Source organism: Paenibacillus sp. FW104-T2 (assembly GCF_058789975.1).
In genome coordinates this window covers 137,162-163,612 of the sequence record NZ_JBYTCE010000016.1, presented here as the reverse complement: position 1 = coordinate 163,612, position 26,451 = coordinate 137,162, and the positions used below count along the sequence as shown (strand labels likewise).

The following is a 26,451-nucleotide window of genomic DNA, read 5'->3' as shown; positions in this document are numbered from 1 at the left end:
TTATTGCCATATACGAATGACCAACAGAAGACCTAGGAAGCGTTTTCTCTAAAAAGAAACAAAAAAAGCCGCCATAAAGGCGACTTCCGTCTTACATAGAAACATTCATCCATCTATCTTTGTCATTTCTGTTCATCACGTTCTTACAAACCAGCTAGCATGAGAAAACATACTCCCAGGTTATGATCCAGTAGGGGTAATTGGGCTGCTTTCCGTTGTCTCGTCAAATAACGTCACCAGCTCAATTCCGTCTGCCGAGATCCGTACTAACCCCTTATCCGATAAACGCAGCTCAGGAATAACGACCAGAGCAAGCAGGGAAAGTGTCATGAAGGCATTATTCAGAGTACAGCCTGCCGATTGCAGTGCTTCGCTGATTGCAGCAGATTGTGCAGCGACTTCTTCAAAGGGCTCGGTGGACATTAATCCTGCGATCCGAAGTGGAAACTCGGTTACACCTTCATCCGTAATCACGGCAACCCCGCCTTGCATGCGAATTACCCGATTACCTGCCTCCGCCATCAAGGTATCATCGTTACCGATAACGAGAAGATTGTGACTGTCATGAGCTACTGTCATCGCAATGGCTGCAGGGCGTGTGAATCCAATGCCGCCTACAAGTGCAACTGCCTTGTTTCCGGTTTGCCTATGTCGTTCTAGTACTGCAATTTTGCAGATATCTCCCGTTGTGGACACAGCTACCTTACCGTTTTGCACAGGTACAGGAACATGTTTCTCTTTCGTATCCACATGGTTTTCGGTCACATGAATGATTTTGGCCCCGATGGCTCCCTCGGCAATCGGCGCTTGCAGTTCCATATCTTTCGGCTGAATATTAGCTTCCAGCTTCACCGTATTCAACGCTTCTTCCGGATAAGTGAAGCTATCCCAGACGGCCGTCATCTTTCCCTTCTCTGCGACAACATGCCCGGCAGCAATTGTCATGCCAACACGCACATCTGCCAGTCGGCCATCCAGTAAGATAATATCAGCTATATTGCCAGGGATAACGGCTCCAATATCACGAGCCACACCGAAACGTTCCGCTGTGTTTATCGTTGCCATTTGGAAGGCAGTCACGGGTTTGACCCCCTGCGAGATGGCCAGTCGGACGACGAAGTCCATGTGTCCTTCTTTGAGCAGCGATTCCGAACTCCGATCATCGGTCACCAGCATCATTCGGCGAGTATCCAGTCCGAGTTCGGTACAGGCTTTGATGGTTTCAGCCACATCATGCCAGGCTGATCCCTGCCGCATTTTGGCATACATGCCAAGTCTCAGACGCTCCACGACATCTTCCTTCGTCACACATTCATGGTCTCCAGTCACACCGCTTGCCGCATAAACAGGTAAACGCCAGTCATCCGCTGCCCAGGTAAAGTGACCGTCCGCCACCTTGCCAGCCCGCAGCGTAGCCTGGATTTCTCCTATCATCGTTTCATCCCCGTATACGACACCCGGGAAGTTCATGACCTCACCAAGCCCAATCATGTCAGGGCCCCAGGAGAGAGCCTCAGCCACTTCCTCAGGCCCGATATAAGCTCCTGTCGTCTCCAAACCAGGATGTGTTGAAGGCACACAGGAAGCCACCTGCATATAGGCTGCGAGCGGCGTCGTTCTCGCTTCATCCAGCATAAGCCGCAGACCCTTGAGTCCGAGTACGTTGGAAATCTCATGCGGGTCAAAAAAACCACCGGTTGTACCGGAAGGCAGTACGGCTCTCGCAAACTCCGTCACCTTCATCTGCGTGCTCTCAATGTGGCAATGTCCGTCCAGTAATCCTGGAGCAATGTATTTCCCTTCTGCTTCAATAATACGTGTATGCTCTCCGATGGTATGACTCACATCCTTGCCAACATAAGCAATCCGAGCTCCCTGCACCGCAACGGACATATCCGGCAAAATTTCACCCGAGATGACATTAACCAGCGTCCCGCCCCGAATCACTAATGTTGCCTTCATATCTCCTCGCGCTGTTGCTACCAGATCAGGCACACAATCTGCCATTAATGGCCGTTCAAAAGATGGTTTGTTCATGCCATTGCCTCCTTCATTCATTAACGATCCCAAAAAAATATATTGTTACGATTATATGAGTCCGCACGGCATGTGTAAAGAAAATTCCCACCAATTGTGCATGAGTACAAATTCAAGCTCAATAATTATCCACGGAACTAAACCCATTCATTCTTATGTCAGGAATCGTTATCCAGCGTTGCTCTTCCACTGCGTTTATCATATTCAAAACCTTACCCTACATAGAAAGACTCCCGTTCTAGGGAACGGAAGTCTTCTCATATAAAAGGATCACCTTGTTTAATCTGTTTGAGCCGCAGATACATGGTTAATGGCATATAATTGCTGCGGTTGTGAGGTTATGAACGGACTTGGTTTACCAAGGCTGTACACATGGAGCAGGTGCATCGCTCGGGTACACGCCGTATAGAACAGTTTGCGCTCGTGCTCCTGCGCATATTGTTCTGCTGAACCGTCATAGATCAGCACCGCATCAAACTCCACCCCTTTTGCAAGGTATGCCGGTATGACATGCACACCCCGTTCGAAGGCAAGTGTTGTCTTCTTGATCAATTTCGGTGCAGCAGGCAGTACGCGGCTTAACGCCTCATGAACTTCCTTGCTCTCTTCCGCCGTCTTACAGATTACCGCAACCGATTCATACTCTTCCTGAATGAGATGGCTAAGATCCGCTGCAATCTTCTTCATATGCTCCTCCGTATTGGATGAAACAATGACTGCCGGCTTCTCGCCGCTGCGATTGAACGGAATAATCTCTTCCCCACCGGGAACCATCCCCCTTGTAAACTCCACAATCTCCTGTGTTGAACGGTAGCTCCGCGTGAGTTCGATCACTTCGGTATTCTCTGGTCCATACAGATTTGTGAGTGGTCCAGTCCCACGAAGTACTGAAGAATGGGCATAGATCGCCTGATTAAAATCACCCAAGGCCGTTATTTTCGCCCGTGGAAACAGTCTTTTCATGAAAGCCAGCTGAAACGCAGAATAATCCTGTGCCTCGTCAATAATCACATGTCTTATATTCGAGTTGATATGGAACCCAAGCAGCAGCTCCCGCAAATACAGATAAGGGGTAATATCCTCATAAGCCAGTTCCTGTACTTTCATTCGGCGAAGGGTCATGCTGCAGATTTCATCCCAGTGGGCAGGCAGTGCCTCGCCTTCCAGCAGACGAATCATCTGTGCCTGGTCCTGGAACAGATGCGCATACAACTGGCGAATATCCACGAATCGCAGCGATTTGATCCACTTCCGCAATGGCTTGAGCCGATCACTAACCACCATGCGGGCCAAGATCTCCCGTTCCTGTGCAAAATCATCGAATGTATCCACTTTCCCCTTTTGTTTGCGCTTCAGCCGCTGATAAGCACGCTGCAGATCTTCCGGTTCCATCAGATCCAGCTGCTGATCAACCCAAGGTGCTTCCAATTCACTTTTGCCAAAGGCCGACAATTCCTTCAGCATCCAGTCCCGCAGCATTTCCAGACGATTCACCAGCTTCACGGATGACCCGAAGCTGTAGAATTTCTCAGCCATCGCCTCCGCTGTGACAACCGCCTGTCCCTGGAACCGCACCGGTTTGAATTTCATGCCTTCCGACATCAGGCTGTCCTTGAATTGCGTAATCACTTTCAGGAAGGCTTCGGAAGACTTGAAGCGGATGCCTGACATGCGCGCCGTGTATCCTGGATCCTCCATATTGGAGAGGACGTATTCAAGCTGAATGAATGGATCCTCCAGCTGATATTCGCGGCCAAGCCTGCGTTCCAGGTATTCCTGAAACGTCGTTTGCAGCATATTTTCTTCCCCAAGCTCAGGCAGTACCGTGGATACGTAACTGTTGAACATCGGGTTCGGCGAAAAGAGTACCATCTGATCGGCCTGCAAATGCTCGCGATACTTGTATAGAAGGTAGGCTACACGCTGCAATGCAGCTGACGTTTTCCCGCTGCCGGCTGCTCCCTGCACAATCAGCATACGTGTACGGTCATTACGGATAATTCGGTTTTGTTCCTTTTGAATGGTCGCCACAATGCTTTTCATCTGTGCATCCGATGTACGGCTCAGCACCGCCTGAAGAAGTTCATCTCCAATGGTAACCCCGGTATCGAACATAAAACGGATGCGCCCATCCCGAATGACAAACTGTCGTTTCATTTCGATATCGCCACTGATTTCCCCGCTTGGTGTATGGTAAGTAATTGGTCCGGGGGCACCATCGTAATATAGATTGGATATCGGCGCTCGCCAGTCGTAGACCAGGAAGGACTCTTCCTTCTCATCCAGCAGTGAGGCAATACCCAGATAAATCCGCTCTGCTTGCGGATAACCGTCTTCCTTAAAATCGATACGTCCAAAATAGGGCGAGTGATGCAGTCGTTTCATTTTGTCCAGCGCTGCTGCCGTATTCAGATGACTGCGCTCCCGATCAGACAGGACCTGCGATTGCTGCCGCATGCTGGTCGATGTTTCCCCAACATCATCCGCCTCACTGAAGTTCATGGTGACTTCATCCCAGAAGTCCTTTCTCATCTCCACAACTTCATCCCGGAAAGACCCAACCTCCTTTTCAAGGTCGGTTATTTTCCGCTCGATCTGATCGGTTACGATGTCTACTCGCTGCTGCTCCTCGCTCCATTGCTGGTCAGTACTCATATGTTAATACGCCCCTCTTTCCCCGGATTGTGTCCTCAAAAGCCCATTTGACAAGCCCGAAAAGGCTATGGTATAATTAATTAGAAAGTAAACATTTTAATTTTATGTTAATTTGTTCTAATTTTCTGAAAACCATTTTTTATTGTACCAGTGACAGCGTCCCGATGCAAGCGGAGGCGTTTTTTGTTGTTTCCACCCTTAAATACTAACCTTATATACTAAGGGCATCGTTCCAATAGACCTCTTTATTATTACCCTTGAAATGGATGAATATAGATATGGTTCGTCTTCTAATGACGCAATTCTGCAATCGACTCTTTCCATCTTGATATGGATGCTGCTTCGTCTTTTAGTTGAAACGTGATGCCTGTGGTGATGTCAGCATACGGAGCACGATCCACGCGTACGCCCGTCACTTGAGCCTCATACCGATCTCTAGGATGAATAGCTTCCTTTAATGGAGGAAGTGCTCTGATCTCCAAGCGCACATACAGCAACTTATGCTCATGTACGGCAATCAAGGTAGCCTTGCCTGTTCTGTTCATATTCATACTTGTTTGTGTCCCTGGCCATAATGCGAGTCTAAGTGTATTTGGGTTCATAGCAATAATCTCCCCCACACTAATCATGGCCTGATGCGGCCATCCATCCTCTGACACGGTTAGCAGCTGCATGGCCTCATGCTGTTTCTCCTCCAATTGATCACCACTCAGCCATTCAACAAATTCTGGATTAAGATGTTTATCGTTCATATTATTCTCCCTCGGTTCACTAAGATGACCTTCATCCCTTGGTTATGTATACAAAACAACCCGGACACAGTTGTCCGGGCTACACGTTGTATTTCTATTGTATCTGATGGAGAAGCCTGTGTGCAATTGCTGTTAAGGCCACTTCAGCCAGTTCAGCATTTTATCCTGTGACTCGTTGTCTTCCGTGGAGCTGTGCACATGTTCGGCAAGCCTGTTGAGTCGTTCCAGCTGATATCCGTAATCGTATATTGCTGCAGCAACGATAGATAGTCTAAGCATGCCTTCCTGATCCATATCAAACTGGGATATGGCTTGTTCCATGAACCGATCATTATCCAATATGAACTGGGCTGCCTCTTCCCCATTCGGCTTCAACTTATCCTCGAATTTGAGCAGGGCGTGCTCATGGAATTTAATGACCAATTCAAGATGTGTATCAAAAAACTGATCCATCTCTGGCGTCCGCTGTGCTTGAAAATAATGTCGCTCCACAGAATCCAGCACGTCATACCCTTTTTGCAGGCTCAGCAGCATTTGTTTATATACAACCATCTGCCGCGTCTCGCTGAATTTGGAACGCTTCATTTTCTTCTGTTCTTCCTCAAACAAATTGTACTTATCCGAGAGCGATTTGATGGAACCACCCAGACTGCCCTTCTCATCCCTGAAAACGACTTCCTTGATCTCATCCGAGATGGACGTGCGTAAAAGCAAGGACATACTGTTGAACACATTCTGGATCTGCTTCACAAACTGCACCTTGGGCTTAGGCGGAAATACCGTGATATTAATGAGAAACGCGGATACAATACCAACAAGCGTCAGCAGGAACCGGTTCAATGCAAAGTGCCAGTCACCTGAAGCTTCCATAATGGAAACGACGGTAACCAGAGTCAGCCCTACGGTCTCACCCATATTCAATTTAAGACAAATCATAATAACAAGCACAATGATCAATCCCACTGCGATTGGCTCATTGGACAATACCATACCGCCCAAGAGGGCAACAATGGCTCCAAGCGTAGTTGTCTGCAATTGATCCAGGAAATACTTCCAGGAACGATAGATTGATGGCTGCATCGCGAAGATGGCAGCTATGGCAGCCGGTACCGGTGACTGCGGATTCAAGAACATGCTCAGGTACAGAGCAAGCGTTACCGCAATTCCTGTCTTAAGCACGCGTGCTCCAAACGACACGGTAACCCCTCCTTACCTGTACTCTCATTTTGAACTAAACCATTAATAATCATTATTACCCCATATTTCTTTTTTTGTTGAATTAATTTGATCCAATACTCCACTTTTTCATCCATTAACGATAACAGCAGCTCCTTTTAATGTCCCGTAGCCATGTAACTTAAACATCATTTTTATCAGAACGACTTATTTTACCACGGACGCTATGTGGTTACCATGTGATTCCTCATAATGTTTATTTCAGAAGATTAGATAACTTGTTTTCTTGCAAAAAAAAGCAAACCTTTGGGATGTGGTATTTACCACCACCAAAGGTTTGCTAATATATTGGTTTGGTTATCGTTTCACCAAGTCCAAGGGTGCTTAACGATCTGTCCCTTCCCACTCCCGCTTGAACTGCTCCACGAACTCCACCATAAACGCATGGCGCTGCTCAGCCAGTTCCTTGCCATAGGATGTATTCATGAGATCCTTCAGTTTAAACAGCTTCTCGTAAAAGTGATTAATTGTCGTGCTCCGTCCATTTCGATATTCCTCCCGGGTCATCTGCTCCCGCGGCGGAAGGGCTGGATCATACATTTCACGGCCTCGCGCTCCTGCAAAAGCAAACGTGCGTGCGATACCTATGGCCCCCATCGCATCCAGTCGGTCTGCATCCTGCACGACTTGAGCTTCCAGCGAAGATACAGCCGGACGCTGCCCTCCTGCGAAGGAGATCGTGCTGATGATGTTAACAACAGCTTCCCGGGTGTCCAGTTCAAGCTGCTGATCATCCAGCCATCGATTCAGCTTCTCCATCCCGGCTTCCAGACTTTCGTTCAATTTCTCATCCGGCACATCATGCAGCAGTGCAGCCAGCTCACAGACAAAAGGGTCTGCTCCCATTCGATGGGCAAGCTCAACAGCAAGCGCCGTAACTCGTTCAATATGCGGCCAATCATGACCGTCCGTATGCTTCCCGGCATCCCCCTGGACAAAGGCTCGGGCGGCTCCAAGGATGGCCTCTCTGGCAGATGTACCATCTACATGCTCAGGATGTCCGGATATATTCATAGTCAGACTGGAATTGTCGTCCACGATTACTCTTCCCCGCCTTCTCGGGCCTGTTCACGCGGCACACGCCGGGCAACACCAGTTCTCACTGCCGCTTCAACTACACGCTTACGGATCGACTTGACCACCTTATCATTGAATACGCTTGGAATAATATAATAACGTGTACGTTCCTCATCCGAGATGGCAGAAGCAATGGCCTTCGCGGCTGCCAGTTTCATTTCTTCATTAATCTCCGTCGCACGGCAGTCCAGAACGGCTCTGAACATCCCCGGGAAACAAAGCACGTTATTAATCTGATTCGGATAATCCGAACGGCCTGTAGCCATGACGGCCACGATATCCTCCGCTACAGCCGGCATAATCTCCGGTACCGGGTTTGCCATCGCAAATACGATAGGGTCCTCAGCCATGGATTGCACATCTTCACGGGTTAACAGATTGCCACGGGATAATCCGATAAACACGTCTGCTCCTCGAATAACATCCCGCAATGAACCCGACTCCAGCTCCGGATTGGTTCGCGAAGCATAATCACTCCATACCTCATTTTCATAGGTTTGTGTCCGTACAATCGCTCCCTCACGGTCAACACCGATTAACCGGCTTGCTCCAGCGGACAGGAGAATATTGCTGCAAGCCACCCCTGCAGCGCCTATACCACAGACGACGATCTTCACATCGTTAATGGATTTGCCGACAAGTTTGAGCGCATTAATCAGACCGGCATATAAAACAACTGCGGTACCATGCTGGTCATCATGAAACACGGGAATGTCCAGTTCCTCATTCAGTCTTCGTTCAATTTCAAAGCATCGCGGAGAGGAGATATCCTCCAGATTAATACCGCCAAAAGCAGGTGAAATCGATTTCACCGTGCGAATGATCTCCTCGGTATCCTGTGTATCCAGGCAGATAGGAAATGCATCCACACCGGCAAACTGCTTAAACAGCATAGCCTTTCCTTCCATAACCGGCATCGCTGCGCGAGGTCCAATGTTCCCCAGTCCGAGCACGGCACTGCCATCGGATACAACGGCCACCGTGTTCCGTTTGATGGTCAGCGAAAATGCCTTGCCCGGTTCATCGGCAATCGCCGAACATACACGAGCCACATCTGGTGTATAAACACGTGACAAGTCTTCCCGGTTATGAATCGGCGTTTTGGGAGTGACTTCGATTTTGCCGCCAAGGTGCAGCAGAAACGTACGGTCAGACACGTTAATAATGGATACACCTTTGAGCTGGCGTACCGCTTCTATGATTTTGCTGTTATCCTGCGCATCCGTTACCGCAACTGTCAAGTCGCGCACACTCACATCCTGATTGGTCGAAATCACGTCGATGGCAATGATGTCTCCCCCAGCTTCCGAGATGGCCGAGGCCACTTCGCCAAACTTGATATCTTTCGTTGTCATTTCCAGCCGAATAATAATGCTGTTGCCGTCCAGATTTCTCTGATTCATTCCAATTCCTCCCAGACTGAAAGTCTTGAGTTGCACGTTACCTGTTTCTCTTCGCTGTACATGCACTCTTTTCCTTTATCTTGTCCAGAAAAAGTGACAACTGCTACATGACTTTATACAAAAAAAGACCGCCCTTACGTCTGATCTGACGTGAAGGACAGCCTTTCTCAGTTATCTTATTTTCGTGCAGCCGGTCTTCTCAAGACACGAATGTCATACGGCTGCAGATCCAAATGGGCATGAACTTCTTCGCCACGAAGCAGATCCGTATAAGATTTCTTGTCCAGTTCAAGCTGCTTGGTTTCCGGCGTATAGTTCTGTACAAATACATAATCGGATGTACCATCCGTCCGCAGATGCGCAGTGACTCCTGCAGGAAGTTTGGTTTCGAGTGCACGTTCAATTCCCAGATCGACAATGAGCTTGCCATAGAAATCATCGTAGAACGGTGCAGTGAAACGCGTTGCGATATAATACGCTTTACCCGACCCCAATCGGTTAACGGTCAATGCAGGTCGTCCGGCATAAAAGTCTGAACGATAGGTTGCCAGCGTCTCCGCACCTTCCAGATGGATAAGATCACATAATTCGATGGCATCGTATTCAGCCTGCAGACCGAGCTCGTTTCCGCTCACAGGAATCGCCCCATTCTGATCCCGGTCATGCAGCCCGTCGATCTCTTCAGACCAGATCCCAAGCGTTTTGCGAAGCGGACCGGGGAAACCTCCCAGGAAGCATAGGTCATTCTCATTGACGATCCCTGACCAATAGGTTCCGACGAATGTACCGCCATTTTCGACAAATCGCTCAATCCGTTCGCCTACACCTTCCCGCACAAGGTATAACATCGGTGCGATCAGCAATTTGTACTTGGATAGATCGGCTTCCATATCGATCACGTCCACAGGTACTCCTTTTTTCCAAAATGCATCATAATGCCACTCTACCGTTTGCTCATACTTCACGCCAATATTACGTGGTCCCTGGGAATCCTTCACTGCCCAGCGGTTCTCCCAATCGAAAATGATGGCCACTTCTGCCGGTACGGACGTGCCTACAACCGCTTCCATTCCTTCCAGAGCCGTGCCTACGTCCGTCACATCCTTGAACACACGGGTGTGTTCATGTCCAACATGATCCACGACAGCACCATGCAGCTTCTCGCTGGAGCCTCTGCTCTTTCTCCATTGGAAGTACTGCACACTATCCGAACCATGCGCTACCGCTTGAAGAGAAGACAGCAGATGCATGCCTGGACGTTTCAGCTTGCTGGTCTCCTGCCAGTTCGTAGAACTTGGCGTACTCTCCATCAGCAGGAACGGCTGCCCACCTTTGATCGAACGAACGATGTCATGCATCATTGCTATTCTGGAGGCCTGTTTATCTTCCTCGTCCGCATCATGCCATGTCGGATAGCTGTCCCAGGACAGGAAGTCCAGAATGTCGGCAAATTTCCAGTAGTTCAACCCTTCATAAAATTCCATCAGATTGGTCGTTACAGGCAGATCCGGATTACTTGCTTTGAGCGGTTTTGTTTCATGCACAATGAAGTCTGCTGTCTGATCCGTAACGAAGCGGCGCCAGTCTAGATTCATGGCATGCACCTGTGTCTCACCATGCGGCGAAGGCGATTCCACCTGACTCCAGTCTGTAACCGTATGGCTCCAGAACGTAGTCCACCAGGAATGATTCAATTCATCCAGCGTGCCATATTTATTTTTCACCCAGCCGCGAAAAGCCTCCTGACAATAGTCACAATGGCAGTCGCCGCCAAATTCATTGGAAATATGCCAGCCGATAATCGCAGGATGCTTCGAATAACGTTCGGCGAGTTTGGTATTGATCGCCGTTACCTTTTCCCGGTATACAGGAGATGTATAGCAATGGTTATGACGGAAACCGTGCAGGTTGCGAACCCGATTGGCTCCTACACGCAATACTTCCGGGTACTTGGCGGACATCCATGCAGGTCTTGCACCGCTCGGCGTCGCAAGAAAGGCGTAGATTCCATTCGCTGCAAACGTATCCAAAACACGATCCAGCCATTCAAAGGTGTATACACCTTCCTCCGGTTCAAGGGATACCCACGAGAAGATGCCAATGGACATCACGTTGCACTTGGCAAGCTTCATCAGGCGGATATCTTCTTCCAGCACCTCAGGATATTTGAGCCATTGCTCCGGGTTATAATCTGCACCATGCAGCATGTGCGGCACCTTCGTACTTACAGGTGGATATTTATAAATCATATTTCGAGTCTCCTTATCCTTATGTTAATAGCTCTCTATCTGATCAATGCCGAGCCCTTCGGTGTATCCGTTTCGGATTCTTCCGAAGTTACATCAGCCTTCAAAGCTGTAAACGATTCCAATTTGCGGCCTTTAAAATCAAACATGGTCAAATTGCCCCAGTTGTTCGGATGTCCAACAGACCATTCCGGCTTGCTCGGAATCCATGCAGGCTCCCAGTAGTAAAAACCTTGACCCAATCCTCCCGGAACCTCACGAATAATCTGAAGTAAGTCCTGCAGGTAGCGCGCTTGGCCTTCCACACTTGCCGGATAACCTGGCAGCAGCAGATCTTCCTGATTCAGAATCCACTCGTGATCTTCGGGTTGTTCCAATGTCCAGGGATAAGCGGTCTCAACCACGTTAATGGGCTTGCCGTATCTGGCGGCCAGGTCATGCAAATTGTCACGCAGCGCGTCCAACGTTCCATGCCACCAGGGATAGTACGAGAGTCCAATCGTATCGAACTCCACGCCAAGCGCTTCGAAACGGTCGTAAAACTTTCGGCTTTCCACGTTATCCCCGCCACGATCAATATGGATCATGATGTTGATATTGGAATCAACGGATTTAACAGCAGCAATACCGTACTTCACCAGGCCTGCAAAACGTTCCCACTGTTCGTCGGTGTCATGCTCTTCACCGCTCACCCGACCTTCATCCCACAGCATGCCTGGGGTAATTTCATTCCCGACCTGTACCATGTCAGGCAGGGCGTCATGTTCTTTTAACGTGCGAAGCACATCTGCTGTATAGGTGCACACCGCCCGTTGAAGCTCTTCATAAGACAGATTCTCCCACGCTTTGGGCTTCCACTGGTTGGCTGGGTCTGCCCAGCGATCCGAGTAATGGAAGTCGAGGAGAAATTGCAGCCCTTGTTCTTTGATCCGTTTGGCAATCGTTACGGTTCGCTCCAGATTGCAGAATCCTCCGATAGGATCGTTCCAGATCCGCAGTCGAATCGCATTGGCACCGTTCAGCTTCAGGATGGACAGCAGGTCCTGTTCCTTGCCGTCCGTGTCGCTGTAGCTCCCTCCATGCTGTTCAATTTCATCCATAAAAGACACATCCATTCCAAGAATGAATGGCTTATTCTCCAAGTTGCTCACTTGTTCAACCTCCATTGGATTAGATTTAGCAACCAGGCTCAGCCTTTAACTGAACCCAGTGTCATGCCTTTAACAAAGAAACGCTGCAGGAACGGGTACACAATCAGAATTGGGGCGCTTCCGATAAAGATTTGTGCAGCTCTTACCGTGGTTTGAGAAATGGTCTCCATCTCTTTCGGGTTCATGGCCATCGTACTCATATCACGTTTGATAATGACGGTCTGCATGAAAGTAGCCAGAGGATAATCCTTAGCATTGTTCATATAGAGCAATCCGTCAAACCATGAGTTCCAGTGGAACACCATACTGAACAGTGCAATGGTTGCGATCGATGGCATGGAAATCGGCAGGAAAATACTGAACAACGTTCTGAAGTGATTCGCTCCATCCATCAACGCCGCTTCCTCAAGCTCTTTCGGAATACCCCGGAAGAAGTTTAGCATCAGAATAACGAGGAATGTATTAACAGCTCCCGGCAGCACCAGCACCCAGAAGGAATCCATTAGGCCGATTTTCTGAATGACCATATAGAAGGGAACCAGCCCCCCATTGAAAATCATACTAAAAACGAAAATCCATGAATAGACGGTTCTTCCTTTAAATTCATTATTTTCTTTCGACAACGGGTACGCCGCCAAAAAGGTAATCAGCAACGTAATTCCCGTACCAATAACGGTCCGCAGCAAGGAAATCCAGAGAGAGTTTAGGAAAATCGGATTATTCATCGTTTTTTTGTATGCTTCAAGTGAGAATCCTACCGGCCAGAGGCTGACGAGGTTGGCGTCTGCGGCAGCCTTGTTACTGAAGGATACAGCCAGGACATGAATCATCGGTACAATACACATAATGGCAACCAAAATGAGAAAACAAATATTAATGACGTTGAACACGCGATAAGGCGTTGATTTATGATACATCGTGGTCCCTTCTTTCTCCGTTCATTCGATTAGAATATACGATATCCGGCGTATTTTTTGGCTAGGCTGTATGATACAAGGATCAAGATCATGCTGATGACTGATTTAAACAATCCAATTGCGGTCGCGAAGCCCATCTCTCCATTTTCCAGCGCCGAACGATATACGAATGTATCAATAATGTCGCCCGTTTGATATACGAGCGGGTTGTACAGGTTGAAAATCTGATCGAACCCGGCGTTAAGCACGTTGCCCAGTGCCAGTGTTCCAACCACCATCAGCATCGGTACAAGAGACGGGATGGTAATATGCAGCGTCTGCTTCCAGCGACCCGCTCCGTCAATTTCTGCTGCTTCATACAGCGCCGGGTTAATGCCGGCAAGGGCAGCCAGGAAGACAATCATGTTATAGCCGAATTCCTTCCACACATCCGTTAGAATGATCGTTGGTCGGAACCAGCTGTTATCGCCAAGGAAGAAATATGGCCCAAGTCCGAATGCCCCGAGTACCCGGTTCACCAGTCCTCCGGTGGATAACAGATCAATCAGAATTCCGCCCAGGATGACCCAAGACAAGAAGTGAGGCAGATACACCAAGGTTTGAATCGTTCGCTGGATCGCCATCTTGCGAACCTCATTGAGCAGAATCGCGAACACAAACGGGACAAACAAGTTAAAAATGAGTTTTAGCACAGCAATGATCAATGTATTCCAAATGACTTGCAGGCTGTCCTCGCGTTCAAATAAATATCTAAAATTATCAAGCCCGACCCACTCCGAGCCGCTGATGCCGAGCCATGGTTTGTAGTTCTGAAATGCCATAACAATTCCGCCCATAGGCACATAACTGAATATAATCAGAAAGATGATAGCTGGCAGCAGCATTACGTGAAATGGCCAAGTTCGTTTCAAAGTTCTCATGATTGCTCCCCCTGTAATTCTTCCTACTCAAGGCTTCCTGAGTGGCTTATACTGCGATTATATCAATCGTTTGCATAGGTCAAACAGCACATAAAAGCAATATAAATGGCACAAAAGCAACCACTTTGGACTAGCTGCATTTACAGCCAATTCCTCCCTCTTGGGCTAGCACCCCTATCAAGCAAATCAAGCTCTCCTAACGACAAAAAAGCGCGCAGACCTGGCTGGTCTGCACGCTCCTTGTATCCTTATTTTTTTACGCTCTCATACCACTCGTTGACCTCTTGTGTGATTTGGTCACCGCCACCCGATTTCCACGTTTGTACAAATGTATCGAACGCATCTACAGGATTTTTACCATAAATAATTTCGTTGAATGCTTGATTCTCGATTTTGTTCAGATAGTCGAGCTTGGATTTCATCGTCGCAGTTGTAGGACCTGTAAACATGTTTTTGTACGAGATTTCTTCCTGACTGAGCAATACTTTTGCAGCAGCAGGGGTTTCTGGCCCATAGTTAACGGCCACATCCTTCTCCAGCTTCGTTTCAGGCTCTTTGCCGTCTGCCAGGTTCAAGAGCGCTTTCATCTGTGCATCCGGAATACGGGCACCATCACGAACGAGCAGGTAACGGACAACGTTAACATAACCGCCTTCAATATCATCGATCGGCATTTGTTTGCCGTCAGCATCCAATTGATAGTCATACTTTTCAAACAGACCATTATCATAAGGGCTTCCTGGTGCAGGATCTGCATAGTTGTCGAACAGGTAGTTCTCATAAGTAAAGAAGGCTTCAGGATGCTCCATGTCTTTCTTAATCAGAACGACACCATTAACAAACTGTGTACCGTGACGCATGGCTTTACCTTCGGGTCCTACTGGAATTTCGATCGGCTTCCAAACGGCACTTGGCACATTTTTCACCGTATCCAGCAGCGGCCATCCGCTCATCCAGTAAGGGCCTGGAATAATACCGGCCGTACCCGCCACGGCAGGCTCTGCCGTTTTGTTCTCATCCCACAAAGCTGCTTCCTGCGGAATGTAACCCTTCTTGAGCCACTCGCTCAATTTGGTCAAACCTTGCTTCATGCCGGGGTTGATGGAGCCATACTCCAGCTTGCCATCTGCACCCAGATTCCATTGGAACGGCAGCGTACCGTATGCACCGAAGATCCAGGATGGATCACCCATCCAGGTGTTCATGGATGTTTTGAAACCGATGCTCAGTGGAGTGACCTTGTCTGGAGCCAATCCATCCGGGTTATTATTTTTGAACGCTTCCATTACGGTTTCCAGTTCGTCAATCGTTTTTGGCGCTTTCATGTTCAGCTTGTCCAGCCAGTCCTGACGGATCCAGAGCAGGTAATCATTGTTGTAGGCATAGTCGAGTACTGGTATACCCATTCTTTTGCCATCACGGCTGTACTGGTTCCAAACGTTCGGGTCCTGCTCCATTGCTTTCTTCCAAGTATCCGATGCATATTTATCGAAAAGTGGACCTACTTCCTGATACATGCCGGAATCAATCAAATCCTGAGCCAGCAGGTTATCTCCTACCGTTACCACGTCAGGCATCTCTTGACCGGAAGACATGGCCAGACGAAGTTTTGTCGCGAATGCGTTGTTCGTATCTGTCACAGACCACAGGGATTTGATATTGATCCCAAACTTCTCTTTGGCCCACTTGGTTGCGACGTTATTTTCCATCGATTCCCCATTTTTGAACTTCAGCTCCGGGTCAATCCCCCATGCTGTTGTAATGGTGACTTCCGGATCATATTTTTCTTTGTATTCGTTTTCAATGGCAGACGTGCTGGAGCCCGCACTCTCACCGTCACTGCCTCCACCGCATGCAGCAAGAATGACAGCCAAACACGTTGTCGTAGCCAGGAGCGGCAGCCATCTCTTTTTTGTAGATTTCGCTCTCATTGTTGTTCCCCCTCAATCAATCGTTTTGGTTACCCTTTCATTATAGGCCTGCCAGGCCTTTCAGCCTATGTCACGAAAACAAGATTTCTGCACCTTTGACAACCTATATATTGGAACGGAGGATGAAATTATGCCTGGTCTCGAAATTCATTCGGCGTCATGCCGTAATGCTTTTTGAACATTTTGCTGAAATATTGCGGATTTTGATATCCAAGTTCACTCGTAATTTCGTAAATCTTCTTGTTGCTGTTCTTCAGCAGATACAGCGCACGTTCCATGCGCATGCGAATCATGTAGTCCCCAAGACCTTCGCCCGTTTCGGCTTTGTAAATCTTCGACAGATACACGGGATGCAGGTATACCTTGTCGGCAATCATCTTCACGGACAGATCCTGTCCCGTATCTCGGGTAACCATCTCCTGAACCTGCTTGATGACATGCCTGCGGCTCTGGGTTCCCGCCTGATCGGATAACTCTTCCTGCAGCTTCGCAAGCATTTCCGTAGCCCAGCGTCGCAACCGTTCGGGAGATTGGATCAACTGATGTGCCAGCAGCAGGTCAAAACCTGCGTGATCGATCTCGTGCACCAGATGACCCTGCTTGTGAGCGATATACATGAACGCATTGGTCACAGACAAATACATTTCATACACGTGCTCTCTGGACAAACACACCCGATCTGCCGCGTCAAATACAGCATTAAGCTTGCTCGCTGCAGCTTCCCACTGCTTCGTTTCGAGCAACTGGGGCAAAACGGGAGGTTTATAGAGTTCTTCCAGCGCGTGCGCTGCATCGTTTTCCATCCGCAGGGATCTATCCTTGTCCATGAAAATAATCTTGTTCTCTTCCGGTCCGGAAAGGACCAGCGATCCCAGACTTCGGCGGTAAGCTGCAGTCATTTCTTTAAACGGAAACGGCGGTGTAACCACCATGGACAGATCTCCCTGCAGGTAACGAATGACATGCTCCCGGAAAGTATTCACCGGTCCGGTCAATGTCTCCTCGCTCATGGATGCTTCCTCCACCGGTCCCTGATGCTGTAAAAACATGACCAGACATTCATGCGGCCCTCGTCCAAACCAGACTCTGAATTGGTCTCCGAGAACTTCCTCTGCGATGTTGCCTACCGCAAAGTCCATCAGGTCTAGTGATTGCTGATCCATGGAAGAGAATCGGCCTGTAAGACGAATAAGGAGCATAACCACCGGTTCTTCGGGTTCAAGTCCAATCTCATATTGCTGCAGCTGTTCGCGAAGGGCACGCGTTGTAATTTCACGACCAAGCAGCAGATCATGCATCAGATTTTCACGCAAAATTTTATAATCCGATTTCCGGCTGTACAGGAGCCTATGATATTTATCAAACTCATCCCACTCCCCGCGGAGAGACGTAATCGCAGCAGAGACCGAAGCCATAAATTCTTCATCATTCACGGGTTTCAGAATATAATCGGATGCCTGCAGCTGAATTGCCTTTTTGGCATAATCAAAATCACTATGTCCGGTCAGCAGAATACAGCGGATATGAGACCATCTGCTGCTCACCTCTTCAATCAGGTCCAATCCGCTCATACCGGGCATACGAATATCGGTAACGACGATATCGACCGCATTTTCCTCCATAATCTCCAGCGCTTCCTTGCCGGACGCTGCACGAAGCACCGTCGTTACTCCAAGCTCTCCCCACGGAATGGTCATTTCCAGACTCTCCGTTACATACGTTTCGTCATCCACCAGCAGTATATCAATCAACGTTCGTCACTCCCTGTCTGCTACATTTGCAATATATATTTACTCTCAAAAAGCAATCAATGGTCGTCAATCACTTTGCATCGGCACTTACTTCTTCCTCATCTATTGCATCTTCTGCTGGCCATGATAAGGCTACACAGAGACCCCCCAGTGGGGATTCGGTTATGTGAATGCCTGCCTGTTCTCCATACCGCAGCTGCAATCGTTGATTCACATTCCACAGACCACAACCCATATCCTGATCCATCGTGCCCCTGAGCTTGTCCAGCAGCTTATCCCGCTCCTCACTGGTCATGCCCTGTCCGTCATCTTCGACCTTTAGAATCATGACACCATTCTGTTTTTCTCCCGATACCCTGATCTCTCCAGCATCTGCATCGGCTTCAATGCCGTGAATGACCGCATTTTCAACCAATGGCTGCACGATAAGGGGTGGAACCTCCTGTCTCATCATGCTGTCTGGCAGATCAATGCGGTAACGAATCCGATCCATGCGCATCTGCTGGATTTCGAGGTAACAGTTCACAAATTCAATTTCCTCGTTCAGCGGCACAACGTCACGTTCCTGTCTGGTTGTATAGCGATAGTATCTGGATAAATTGTGTGACATGGCTACCACGGCATCCACACGTTTCAATTTCGCCATACTTGTGATAAAAGAGAAACAGTTATAGAAGAAGTGCGGGTTAATCTGGGATTGCAATTGCTTCAATCGGGCTTCACGTACGTGAATCTGTTCCAGATACACATGCTCAAACAGCTGCTGAATCTGTTCCACCATGGAGTTGAATCGCTCGGACAAAAAGCTGAATTCATTCCGGCCCTTGGGCTTAATTCGTACCGAATAATCTTCCTGCTTCAATCGCTGGAATCCGCGAATAAGCTGTTTCACAGGTACCTGTACCTGAACGTACAACAGATAGGCGGCTAGGAAACTCATGCCGAGCAAACATATCATTGAAGAATAAAAAAGCACATTCGATTGATGAATGGGTTTTAATATATCAGATAACGGCATATAGTCCACCAGATACCAGCCTGTCGTGCTGGATTTGACCGTATTCACCATGTAAGGTTCGTTGTCGATCACTACAGTGCGATTGTCCACATCCTGAAGGGTATGAATCGCCAGCTGGTCCATCAGCCGATTGGTCAGCTCACGATCCGAGGTTCGGTTATAGATGACACCGGATTCCTCTCGATAATAGAAGGGATCATGTCTTCCATCATCCTTGAACTTGTCCAGCATATCCCGAATGTTATCGCTGTCAAATTCCAGCTTGATAATGGTCTCAGCATTCACCGCGGGGTCCTTAATCCCATAAGGAGAAGCGGTAATCCAGCTGAACATGAATTTCTCATCTTTCCCATCAATAATCTTGCGGACATCCCAACCCGGAACCATACTTTCTCTGAGTGCCTGCTTGTCATAAAAACGGGCATCGCGTTCGGAGACAACCCTGCCCATGGAAGGGGAATATAAATATAATTTCGTTGTCCAGTTCGACGAGCTTTCCTGAATACTCAGCTTGTTCTGGATCCGCTTGACCAGATTGATTGCATCGAGGTCAAAATACCGACTATCGGTATAAATCCGGCGGAAGCTCGCAATATCCGGATCATGGATGAGAAGATTAGGCCAGGACGATAACAGCTCAATGTGCGTATTCACCTGATTTTGGAAAAATTCAAGCTGGTTGCTATTGGAACGATTCAATTCATCCCTGAGTACGGCCGTCGTTTTGTGATTCGAGTACCAGTAGAGCAATACAACGGGGATCAGCATAATCAGGATCAAGATCACCATTTTGGAAAACAGATTGGTCCGGTATGACATTATTCATCTCACCTTGTCTAAATTTGTCGTGACATTAATTGTAATGATGTAAGCGGTAAAAACAATCACTTTTTTTTATCCACGCAGTTCTCCGCCCTTGCCCATTCACCAGACTCAATCAAACCGGCTCATTTATAGCGTAAGCGTTACCATATTGAGGATAAAGGTCACAAAACCAATATTTCTGCACTAAATGCAACTTCCACAACACAAAAAAGCCAGCCTATTGGCCAGCTCTTCGCGGATAACATCGCTATTTCATGCTTCTTGAAATTGGTTTCTATATGTATGTGTTCCTTGCTGAAACTTATGGTATGGCATAATCGAATACAATGTTCTGACCTTCTACCTCTACATCCAGCACAATATTCCTAAGCTTTCCCCTTACTTGAAGCGGTGACTGTGCAGAACCTGAAAATGCAAGTTTGCCGGTGAACGTGCCATGAGGCATGATTTCGAGATGAACCGGCTGGAGTTCAACGGACTTCAGAGCCTCGTATAAAGGATCATCCTGCTGTCTGTAACTTCTCGCCAAGTCGGGCAAAAGCACAGCTGCGACGGGCTGCCTGCTATAATTTTTAAGTGTGAGATCACAGCTTACTCTTGTATTTCCATCCAGAGCCACATCGTACATGCAGGAGCTATCATTCTGAAGATATGATACACCATGGATACCAGTGGAACCCCATTTGGCGACATACATCACCTTATCTGTGATGTAGGAATAACTTAAAATAATGACCACGACGATCAGCCAGAGCTGTCTTGCCAGCCGAGGATACGAAGACTTTACTTCCTTGCGGGTTAGATAAAAACTGCATCCTAATAAACCTAGTCCTATAAATAGCGTAATATGTACACCGCTCATGTAAGCCGTGGTATAGGGGGATAACCCTATTTTGGATAACATCCGATCTCCCACCGAGTAACCCAGGTGGTGATTAAACGTAAAAATGATCGCAAAAAGCAGCAAAATCGCAGAGAACGCTAATTTCGTCCTCGACACAGGAACACCCCCTATTTAGCCACCTGATTATATCATAATTTTCCTAATTATGGTGTACAATCCATATCAAAAAAAATAAATCAAGGCGTCTTCGACTATTGCCGAAAACACCTTGATCAGAGGAAGTATCGTTACTTGGCTAGGAATGCGTCGAGCTGTTCCTGTTTGGCTGCAATGATTTTATCGATACCTGCGGCCTTCAGCTTCTCCAGATACTTGGGAATCATTTCGTTTGGATCCACTGCTCCGGATGTCATGCCTGGTTTGAACTGTTTGTTTACGTTATTAACCGCTGCTATTTCGTTTTTGACGGACTGGCTGTTGAAGGTAAAACCCAGTGCAGGCGACTTGACTCCCTTGGCATTAAACTCCTTGAACTTCTCCCACTTCTGAGGATCTTCATTATCCCAGAGGAAGTTCAGGAACTGGTTACCAAGCTGCCATTGGGCACCAGGATTATACGTGCGGCTGTTCGCATCCACACCTTCAGGCAGCGTGATAATATTGTCCTGACCATCCTTTTTCACATAATGCTTGCCTTCGATTCCGAAATTCAACAGATTATTGATTTCCTTGTCCGAGTGGAGCAGGTTGATGACCTGCATCGCTTTTTCCGGCTGCTCGGAAGAACGCGAGATAGCCAGCATGGCACCGGAAGCATCACCGGTTGTGATGGTCGGCTCTGTCATTTCAATCTGAGTCAGCGGGTATCCGACGTACCCTTCTTCTTCCTTGTCCTTCCCCGGTTTCATGCCATCTGTCCACATAAACGCCTTACCTGCCTTCGCCTGATCTTTCGGGAAGACGTTGGAAGTTGCCGCATCGCTATTGATGTATCCCGCTTGATACCATTTGCGTGCCAGTGCTGCGGCCTCCTTGAATTCAGGTGTCTCCACTTCGTTCAGCACGGTGGTTGTGCCAGCTGTCTTGGAGATGACTCCAGGTACAGATGCATCACCGAGATAATCCCAATCCAGATTCTCCAGCAGTCCGTTACCATTGGTGTTCGACATATAGAATGGAGTAACGGATGGTTCGTTTTCCTTGATTGTTTTCAGCAGAGGCTCCAGATCGGTCCACGTTTTTACCTTGGTCAGATCGAGTTTGTATTTATCCGCGAGATCCTGGCGCACCAGAACACCACGTGTAGCTGCCAATTCCTTGTTTGTCGGAACGCCGTAGTTCACACCATCAACCTGGGAACCTTCCAGGAAAGCAGGATCCAGATTTTTTTTGATATCCTGCCCATATTGATCAAGCAGGTCATTCAAGGGCAGGAATGCACCTTTGGCCACGTTGACGGTATAGTTCTGCCATGCCGCCGTGAAAATAATATCCGATTTTTCTCCGGAAGAGATCATCAGGTTGAGCTTGTTATCCCACTGTCCCCAGTCGATTGCGTTAATCTTGAGCGTAGCTCCGATCTTGGGCTCCATTTTTTTGTTGATCTCGGCTTCCACCAGTGCCACATCTTTCTGTGGTGTCCCCGGGTAGTACAACGTTACCTCATACGGTTTGGCTGCATTTTCCCCTGAACCTCCATTTTCTGCCCCTTGCGTTGTTCCGCCTTGGTCTGATGAACATCCGGCAAGCACCAGGCTGAATGCCATCACGGCTGCCGTAAGTCGCGTCCATACCTTCATTGATTTGATCAACTGAACCCCTCCCAATAATGTTGAACTTTTGCGCACACGATTTCCCCAATTCGCATGTAACCCGGATCTAACTTAGATCCTTCACTGCATTGTATATATGCCCTTTCATTCTATCTTGGGATCATCCACTACCCCGCTGACCGGGACGGAGTTATCCTTTCACAGCACCCACCGTCAGACCTTTAATAAAGTACCTTTGGAAGAACGGATAGGCCAGCACAATCGGACCGATGCCCACGACAGCCATCGCCATTTGCAGCGTTTTGTTAGGAAGATTCAACAATCCGCCCTGTGATGAAATCTGTGAAGAAACATTGGAGTTGGATGTTAAATATTGAATATCGAGCAGTGTTCGGTACATGAGGTACTGAAGACTGATCGTCCGGTTATCAGAGATAAAAATCATACTGAGGTACCAGTCATTCCAGTAGTTCAGTGTGCTGAACAGTGCCACGGTGGCCATAACCGGTAAGGAGAGCGGCAGTACGATACGTGTAAACGTTCGGAGTTCACCTGCTCCATCAATCCGTGCCGATTCAAGAATGGATACCGGAATGGAATTGGCGAAGAATGTCCGCATCACCAGAACGAAGAACGGTGATAACAATAACGGCAATATCAAGGCCAGAATGGAATTTTTCAGATCCAGGACATTGACGTATACGAGATACCAGGGAACGAGCCCCCCGTTGAACAACATCGTGAAGAAAATAAAGAAGGCAAACCATCCGCGGTAGGGCAAATCCCTTCTGGAAAGCGGGTAGGCATATAGTGCAGTCAACGCCACGCTGGTAATGGTACCTACCACTGTCACGATGATGGAGATGCCGTAGGAATGGATAATCTGATCCATATCCTTGAACAGAAACTCATAAGCCGTCAGGCTAAACTTCTCGGGGATCAGCTTGTATCCGTTCGCAATGACGGTTGTCTCGTCCGAGAAGGAAATGGAAAAGACTAGCAAAATCGGAACGATGCAGGCTATGGCATAGAAGATGAACATTGCGTGTATAATGGACGCAGAACGTCGCGATACAGCAAGTGGGTCACGTGATTTCACAGCAGACTTGCCTCCTCTCTAAAATAATGCATTATCTTTATCCATTCTTCGGACGATCGTATTGGATACAAGCACAAGTACAAATCCGACAACAGCCTGATAGAGTCCAGCCGCAGAAGACATCCCAATGTCGCCGCCAATGAGGAATGTGCGATAAACATAGGTATCCAGAACGTTCGTTACAGGGAACAATGCCCCCGATTCCAATGGAACCTGATAGAACAGACTAAAGTCCGCATAGAAGATTCGGCCGATCTGCAGCAAGGTCATGATGACAATGAGCGGAACGAGAAACGGAACCGTGATAAACCGGATCTGATGCCACTTGCTTGCTCCATCCAGCACGGCGGCTTCGTAGTACTCCTCATCAATGCCTACCACAGCTGCGAGATAAATGACGGCATAGTATCCGATGTTTTTCCAGGTGTTTACAATCGGCAAAATGTACGGCCAATACTTCGGCTCCGAGTACCAGTCAATGGGCTGCCCGCCAAAGAGCTGCAGGATCGTCGAGTTCATAAAACCTGAATCCTTGCCGAGAAACGCCAGAACCAGATAGCTAACCACGATCATGGATAAAAAGTAAGGCAGGAGCATCAAGGATTGATACAGTTTGGACATCGCTTTGTTCTTTACTTCATTCAGCAGGATCGCAAGCCCTACCCCCACAAACAGATTGAGCGCAATAAATACCGTGTTATACGCAAGTGTGTTGCGTGTGATCTCCCAAGCATCACTCGTTGAGAACAGGTACTTGAAGTTATCCCAACCGCTCCAGGGACTGCCCCATATTCCGTCGGCGTAATTCACATTTTTGAATGCAATCAGGACGCCAAACATCGGCATATAGTTGTTCACCAGCAGAAACAGAATCCCTGGCAAAAACATGAGATACAAGACTTTGAACTTACCAAGATTGTACAAAACGGACTTTCGCTTGCGGACGGATCTATCTGGTATATCCGCTACCCGTACACCCTTGCCCGCCTGGGGTTGTGTCTTCATAACCTCTTCTCCCTCACTCCTCTTGATTTCCTTCCTCAGGATGAAGCACCGCTGTGTATCCTGTGGTTCAAGTATAACCGCGGGGAGCTCTGGCCCAATATCGGCTGTGGTGACCTTTTCACTTATCAAATGATGACATTGGCATGATACCAAATAAAATAAAAACAAAATAAAAGACGCAGCATGCTGCGTCAACGCTAGACCGTTCTGGACTGTTTACGGAACTCCTGCGGCGTAATGCCCGTGCACTTTTTGAACATTTTCGTGAAATGGGAGTAGTTATAATAGCCCACTTTGCCGGCAATATCCGTGACCTTTACGGTGGATTCAGACAACAGGGTTTTGGCTTTGTCTACCCGCCGCTGCAATATGAATTCAGAGAGAGACATTCCCTTCTCCTTCCGAAACAGCCGGGACAGATATGCTGGATTGAAGCCGGCAAACGACGCCAGTTCCTCACGCATCAGATCTTCGCCAATATGATTCTCGATATAAATGCATAGTTGGTCCACAATCGTCATCGGACTGTGATCATCCGGATACAGGATCGGAATGGCACGGTCAATCAGATCCAGGGACCAAAGTTTTAATTGCGGCAAGGATCGTGTAACCATACTTTCTTCAGGCTCACGCTCACCAGGGTACAGACTGCGTACGGATACATTTTTCTGATGAAGCAGGGGATAAACCACATGCAGCATGGCATGATAGAACAGGCGCAGAATCTCTGGAGATAACTGTTCCTGCGCAGCCAGCAGCTCGAATATTTCTTCCACGCGTTCCCGAAGATCATCCACTTTGCCGGTTTCAAACAAAATCGACAACTCCGAAAACCAGGGGATTGGCAGAAATCGGTCCTCCGGTTTCTTTCCCTGCTCATCATAAACGAATACTCCCTCAAGCTCCCTGATATTGCGTCGCTCCATATCCATCAGTTCGTTCAGCAAACCCTGTAATTCGGTTACGGCCACGGGTGCACCTACGTAACAGGACAAGCGGCAGTAGAAATACGTCCCACATTCCCGAATATACAGCTGACAATTCTGTGCCACCTGGCTAGCAGCAGGTACAACTCCATCCTGTTCATACGCAAGTACGATATTCAGATTGCTATGGTCCTGAAATACTTCTCCTGGCCGATCCCCAAGGATCATCTCCCTCGCTGCATTCCGAAGAGCATATTCCAGTACCTCCTCATCACGCAGATCGAATTCCCTTACCCACTCCTCTACCGATATGACAATCGGCAGAATACGGGCATGCGGGTCGATCTCCGCCCCATAGACCTCGGCCAGCTCCTTCAACCGTGGCTTGGTTAGAGTGACGCGCTGGGAGATGGCATCTTTCCAGAACCGCTCGGTCAGCAGTGGTTTGTGGGTTTGCCAGCGCTTGTATACCGACTCATATATTTCATTGGTACGCGAACGCTGCTCTCCGGCTTTGAGTTTATCCACGGCCTGCGTAACCACCTTAAGAAGTTGATCAGCCTGGGCAGGTTTTAGCACATAATCGAAGCTGTTTAACTTGAGCGCTGTCTGGGCGTAGTCAAACAAGGCATGACCTGTCAAAAAGATCGTCAGGATGCCCGGAGCATGCTTCAAAACCCAGCTCTGCAGATCCAGACCCGTCTCTCCCGGCATTTCAATATCAGAGATCATGATCGAGATGGACTGGCTCTGAAGCACCATTCGTGCCTCTTCCGCATCACCCGCACTAAATACCCGATCGATGCCGGCCAAACGCCAATCAATCCCTTCTACCATGGCCTGAAGAGCATAAACCTCATCGTCCACGATTAATAGATTTCGCATC

18 protein-coding genes are annotated in these 26,451 nt (G+C 48.1%); all 18 read right to left on the bottom strand.

Translation table 11 applies throughout. The annotated features are described in order from the left end of the window. Positions 1 to 180: 180 nt before the first annotated feature. On the bottom strand, positions 181 to 2,037 hold the full coding sequence (gene ade / locus AC3WQ3_RS20010; protein WP_336779566.1) for an adenine deaminase: 1,857 nt from the start codon (positions 2,035 to 2,037) through the stop codon (positions 181 to 183). Positions 2,038 to 2,316: 279 nt separating this feature from the next. Next, positions 2,317 to 4,692 carry an RNA polymerase recycling motor HelD gene (helD, locus tag AC3WQ3_RS20005; protein WP_336779565.1) on the bottom strand — a complete coding sequence of 792 codons (2,376 nt, stop codon included), beginning with the start codon at positions 4,690 to 4,692 and terminating at the stop codon, positions 2,317 to 2,319. A 290-nt stretch (positions 4,693 to 4,982) separates the two neighbouring features. Further along, positions 4,983 to 5,444, bottom strand: a complete 462-nt coding sequence (locus AC3WQ3_RS20000; RefSeq protein ID WP_492473270.1) for a pyridoxamine 5'-phosphate oxidase family protein — start codon at positions 5,442 to 5,444, stop codon at positions 4,983 to 4,985. A 132-nt stretch (positions 5,445 to 5,576) separates the two neighbouring features. Continuing rightward, positions 5,577 to 6,641, bottom strand: coding sequence for an FUSC family protein (locus AC3WQ3_RS19995; RefSeq protein WP_153977919.1), 1,065 nt, complete (start codon positions 6,639 to 6,641; stop codon positions 5,577 to 5,579). Between the two features lie 363 nt (positions 6,642 to 7,004). Next, on the bottom strand, positions 7,005 to 7,694 hold the full coding sequence (locus AC3WQ3_RS19990; RefSeq protein ID WP_492473268.1) for an HD domain-containing protein: 690 nt from the start codon (positions 7,692 to 7,694) through the stop codon (positions 7,005 to 7,007). Between the two features lie 26 nt (positions 7,695 to 7,720). Beyond that, complete coding sequence (locus tag AC3WQ3_RS19985) at positions 7,721 to 9,160, bottom strand: NAD-dependent malic enzyme (protein WP_492473267.1); 1,440 nt, start codon at positions 9,158 to 9,160, stop codon at positions 7,721 to 7,723. 176 nt (positions 9,161 to 9,336) lie between these two features. Continuing rightward, positions 9,337 to 11,409: a beta-galactosidase gene (locus AC3WQ3_RS19980; protein ID WP_492473266.1), complete on the bottom strand. Its 2,073-nt coding sequence runs from the start codon at positions 11,407 to 11,409 to the stop codon at positions 9,337 to 9,339. A gap of 35 nt (positions 11,410 to 11,444) precedes the next feature. After that, on the bottom strand, positions 11,445 to 12,557 hold the full coding sequence (locus AC3WQ3_RS19975; RefSeq protein ID WP_336779560.1) for a glycoside hydrolase family 53 protein: 1,113 nt from the start codon (positions 12,555 to 12,557) through the stop codon (positions 11,445 to 11,447). Positions 12,558 to 12,595: 38 nt separating this feature from the next. Continuing rightward, positions 12,596 to 13,474 (bottom strand): carbohydrate ABC transporter permease, encoded by an 879-nt coding sequence (locus tag AC3WQ3_RS19970; RefSeq protein ID WP_062321957.1) that lies wholly within the window; start codon positions 13,472 to 13,474, stop codon positions 12,596 to 12,598. A 29-nt stretch (positions 13,475 to 13,503) separates the two neighbouring features. Beyond that, on the bottom strand, positions 13,504 to 14,394 hold the full coding sequence (locus AC3WQ3_RS19965) for an ABC transporter permease (protein WP_336779558.1): 891 nt from the start codon (positions 14,392 to 14,394) through the stop codon (positions 13,504 to 13,506). Positions 14,395 to 14,642: 248 nt separating this feature from the next. After that, on the bottom strand, positions 14,643 to 16,325 hold the full coding sequence (locus AC3WQ3_RS19960) for a type 2 periplasmic-binding domain-containing protein (protein ID WP_492473265.1): 1,683 nt from the start codon (positions 16,323 to 16,325) through the stop codon (positions 14,643 to 14,645). Between the two features lie 128 nt (positions 16,326 to 16,453). Beyond that, positions 16,454 to 18,076: a response regulator gene (locus AC3WQ3_RS19955; protein ID WP_127536367.1), complete on the bottom strand. Its 1,623-nt coding sequence runs from the start codon at positions 18,074 to 18,076 to the stop codon at positions 16,454 to 16,456. 70 nt (positions 18,077 to 18,146) lie between these two features. Next, the gene (locus AC3WQ3_RS19950) at positions 18,147 to 19,913 is read right to left on the bottom strand and encodes a sensor histidine kinase (RefSeq protein WP_336779555.1); all 1,767 of its coding nucleotides are present in this window, start codon (positions 19,911 to 19,913) and stop codon (positions 18,147 to 18,149) included. A 307-nt stretch (positions 19,914 to 20,220) separates the two neighbouring features. After that, positions 20,221 to 20,919 (bottom strand): hypothetical protein, encoded by a 699-nt coding sequence (locus tag AC3WQ3_RS19945; RefSeq protein ID WP_492473264.1) that lies wholly within the window; start codon positions 20,917 to 20,919, stop codon positions 20,221 to 20,223. A gap of 131 nt (positions 20,920 to 21,050) precedes the next feature. Continuing rightward, positions 21,051 to 22,574: an ABC transporter substrate-binding protein gene (locus AC3WQ3_RS19940; RefSeq protein ID WP_492473263.1), complete on the bottom strand. Its 1,524-nt coding sequence runs from the start codon at positions 22,572 to 22,574 to the stop codon at positions 21,051 to 21,053. A 151-nt stretch (positions 22,575 to 22,725) separates the two neighbouring features. Beyond that, positions 22,726 to 23,634, bottom strand: coding sequence for a carbohydrate ABC transporter permease (locus AC3WQ3_RS19935; protein ID WP_492473262.1), 909 nt, complete (start codon positions 23,632 to 23,634; stop codon positions 22,726 to 22,728). A gap of 18 nt (positions 23,635 to 23,652) precedes the next feature. Beyond that, positions 23,653 to 24,639, bottom strand: a complete 987-nt coding sequence (locus tag AC3WQ3_RS19930; protein ID WP_176476010.1) for an ABC transporter permease — start codon at positions 24,637 to 24,639, stop codon at positions 23,653 to 23,655. Between the two features lie 197 nt (positions 24,640 to 24,836). Then, complete coding sequence (locus tag AC3WQ3_RS19925) at positions 24,837 to 26,450, bottom strand: response regulator transcription factor (RefSeq protein WP_492473261.1); 1,614 nt, start codon at positions 26,448 to 26,450, stop codon at positions 24,837 to 24,839. Position 26,451: the final 1 nt, after the last annotated feature.

What these genes read in the sequence shown, in the direction of transcription:
- AC3WQ3_RS19960 (WP_492473265.1), bottom strand. Translation starts at nt 16,325, where the DNA reads ATGAGAGCGAAATCTACAAAAAAGAGATGGCTGCCGCTCCTGGCTACG.
- AC3WQ3_RS19950 (WP_336779555.1), bottom strand. Translation starts at nt 19,913, where the DNA reads ATGTCATACCGGACCAATCTGTTTTCCAAAATGGTGATCTTGATCCTG.
- AC3WQ3_RS20000 (WP_492473270.1), bottom strand. Translation starts at nt 5,444, where the DNA reads ATGAACGATAAACATCTTAATCCAGAATTTGTTGAATGGCTGAGTGGT.
- AC3WQ3_RS19930 (WP_176476010.1), bottom strand. Translation starts at nt 24,639, where the DNA reads ATGAAGACACAACCCCAGGCGGGCAAGGGTGTACGGGTAGCGGATATA.
- AC3WQ3_RS19990 (WP_492473268.1), bottom strand. Translation starts at nt 7,694, where the DNA reads ATGAATATATCCGGACATCCTGAGCATGTAGATGGTACATCTGCCAGA.
- ade (WP_336779566.1), bottom strand. Translation starts at nt 2,037, where the DNA reads ATGAACAAACCATCTTTTGAACGGCCATTAATGGCAGATTGTGTGCCT.
- AC3WQ3_RS19970 (WP_062321957.1), bottom strand. Translation starts at nt 13,474, where the DNA reads ATGTATCATAAATCAACGCCTTATCGCGTGTTCAACGTCATTAATATT.
- AC3WQ3_RS19980 (WP_492473266.1), bottom strand. Translation starts at nt 11,409, where the DNA reads ATGATTTATAAATATCCACCTGTAAGTACGAAGGTGCCGCACATGCTG.
- AC3WQ3_RS19985 (WP_492473267.1), bottom strand. Translation starts at nt 9,160, where the DNA reads ATGAATCAGAGAAATCTGGACGGCAACAGCATTATTATTCGGCTGGAA.
- helD (WP_336779565.1), bottom strand. Translation starts at nt 4,692, where the DNA reads ATGAGTACTGACCAGCAATGGAGCGAGGAGCAGCAGCGAGTAGACATC.
- AC3WQ3_RS19925 (WP_492473261.1), bottom strand. Translation starts at nt 26,450, where the DNA reads ATGCGAAATCTATTAATCGTGGACGATGAGGTTTATGCTCTTCAGGCC.
- AC3WQ3_RS19965 (WP_336779558.1), bottom strand. Translation starts at nt 14,394, where the DNA reads ATGAGAACTTTGAAACGAACTTGGCCATTTCACGTAATGCTGCTGCCA.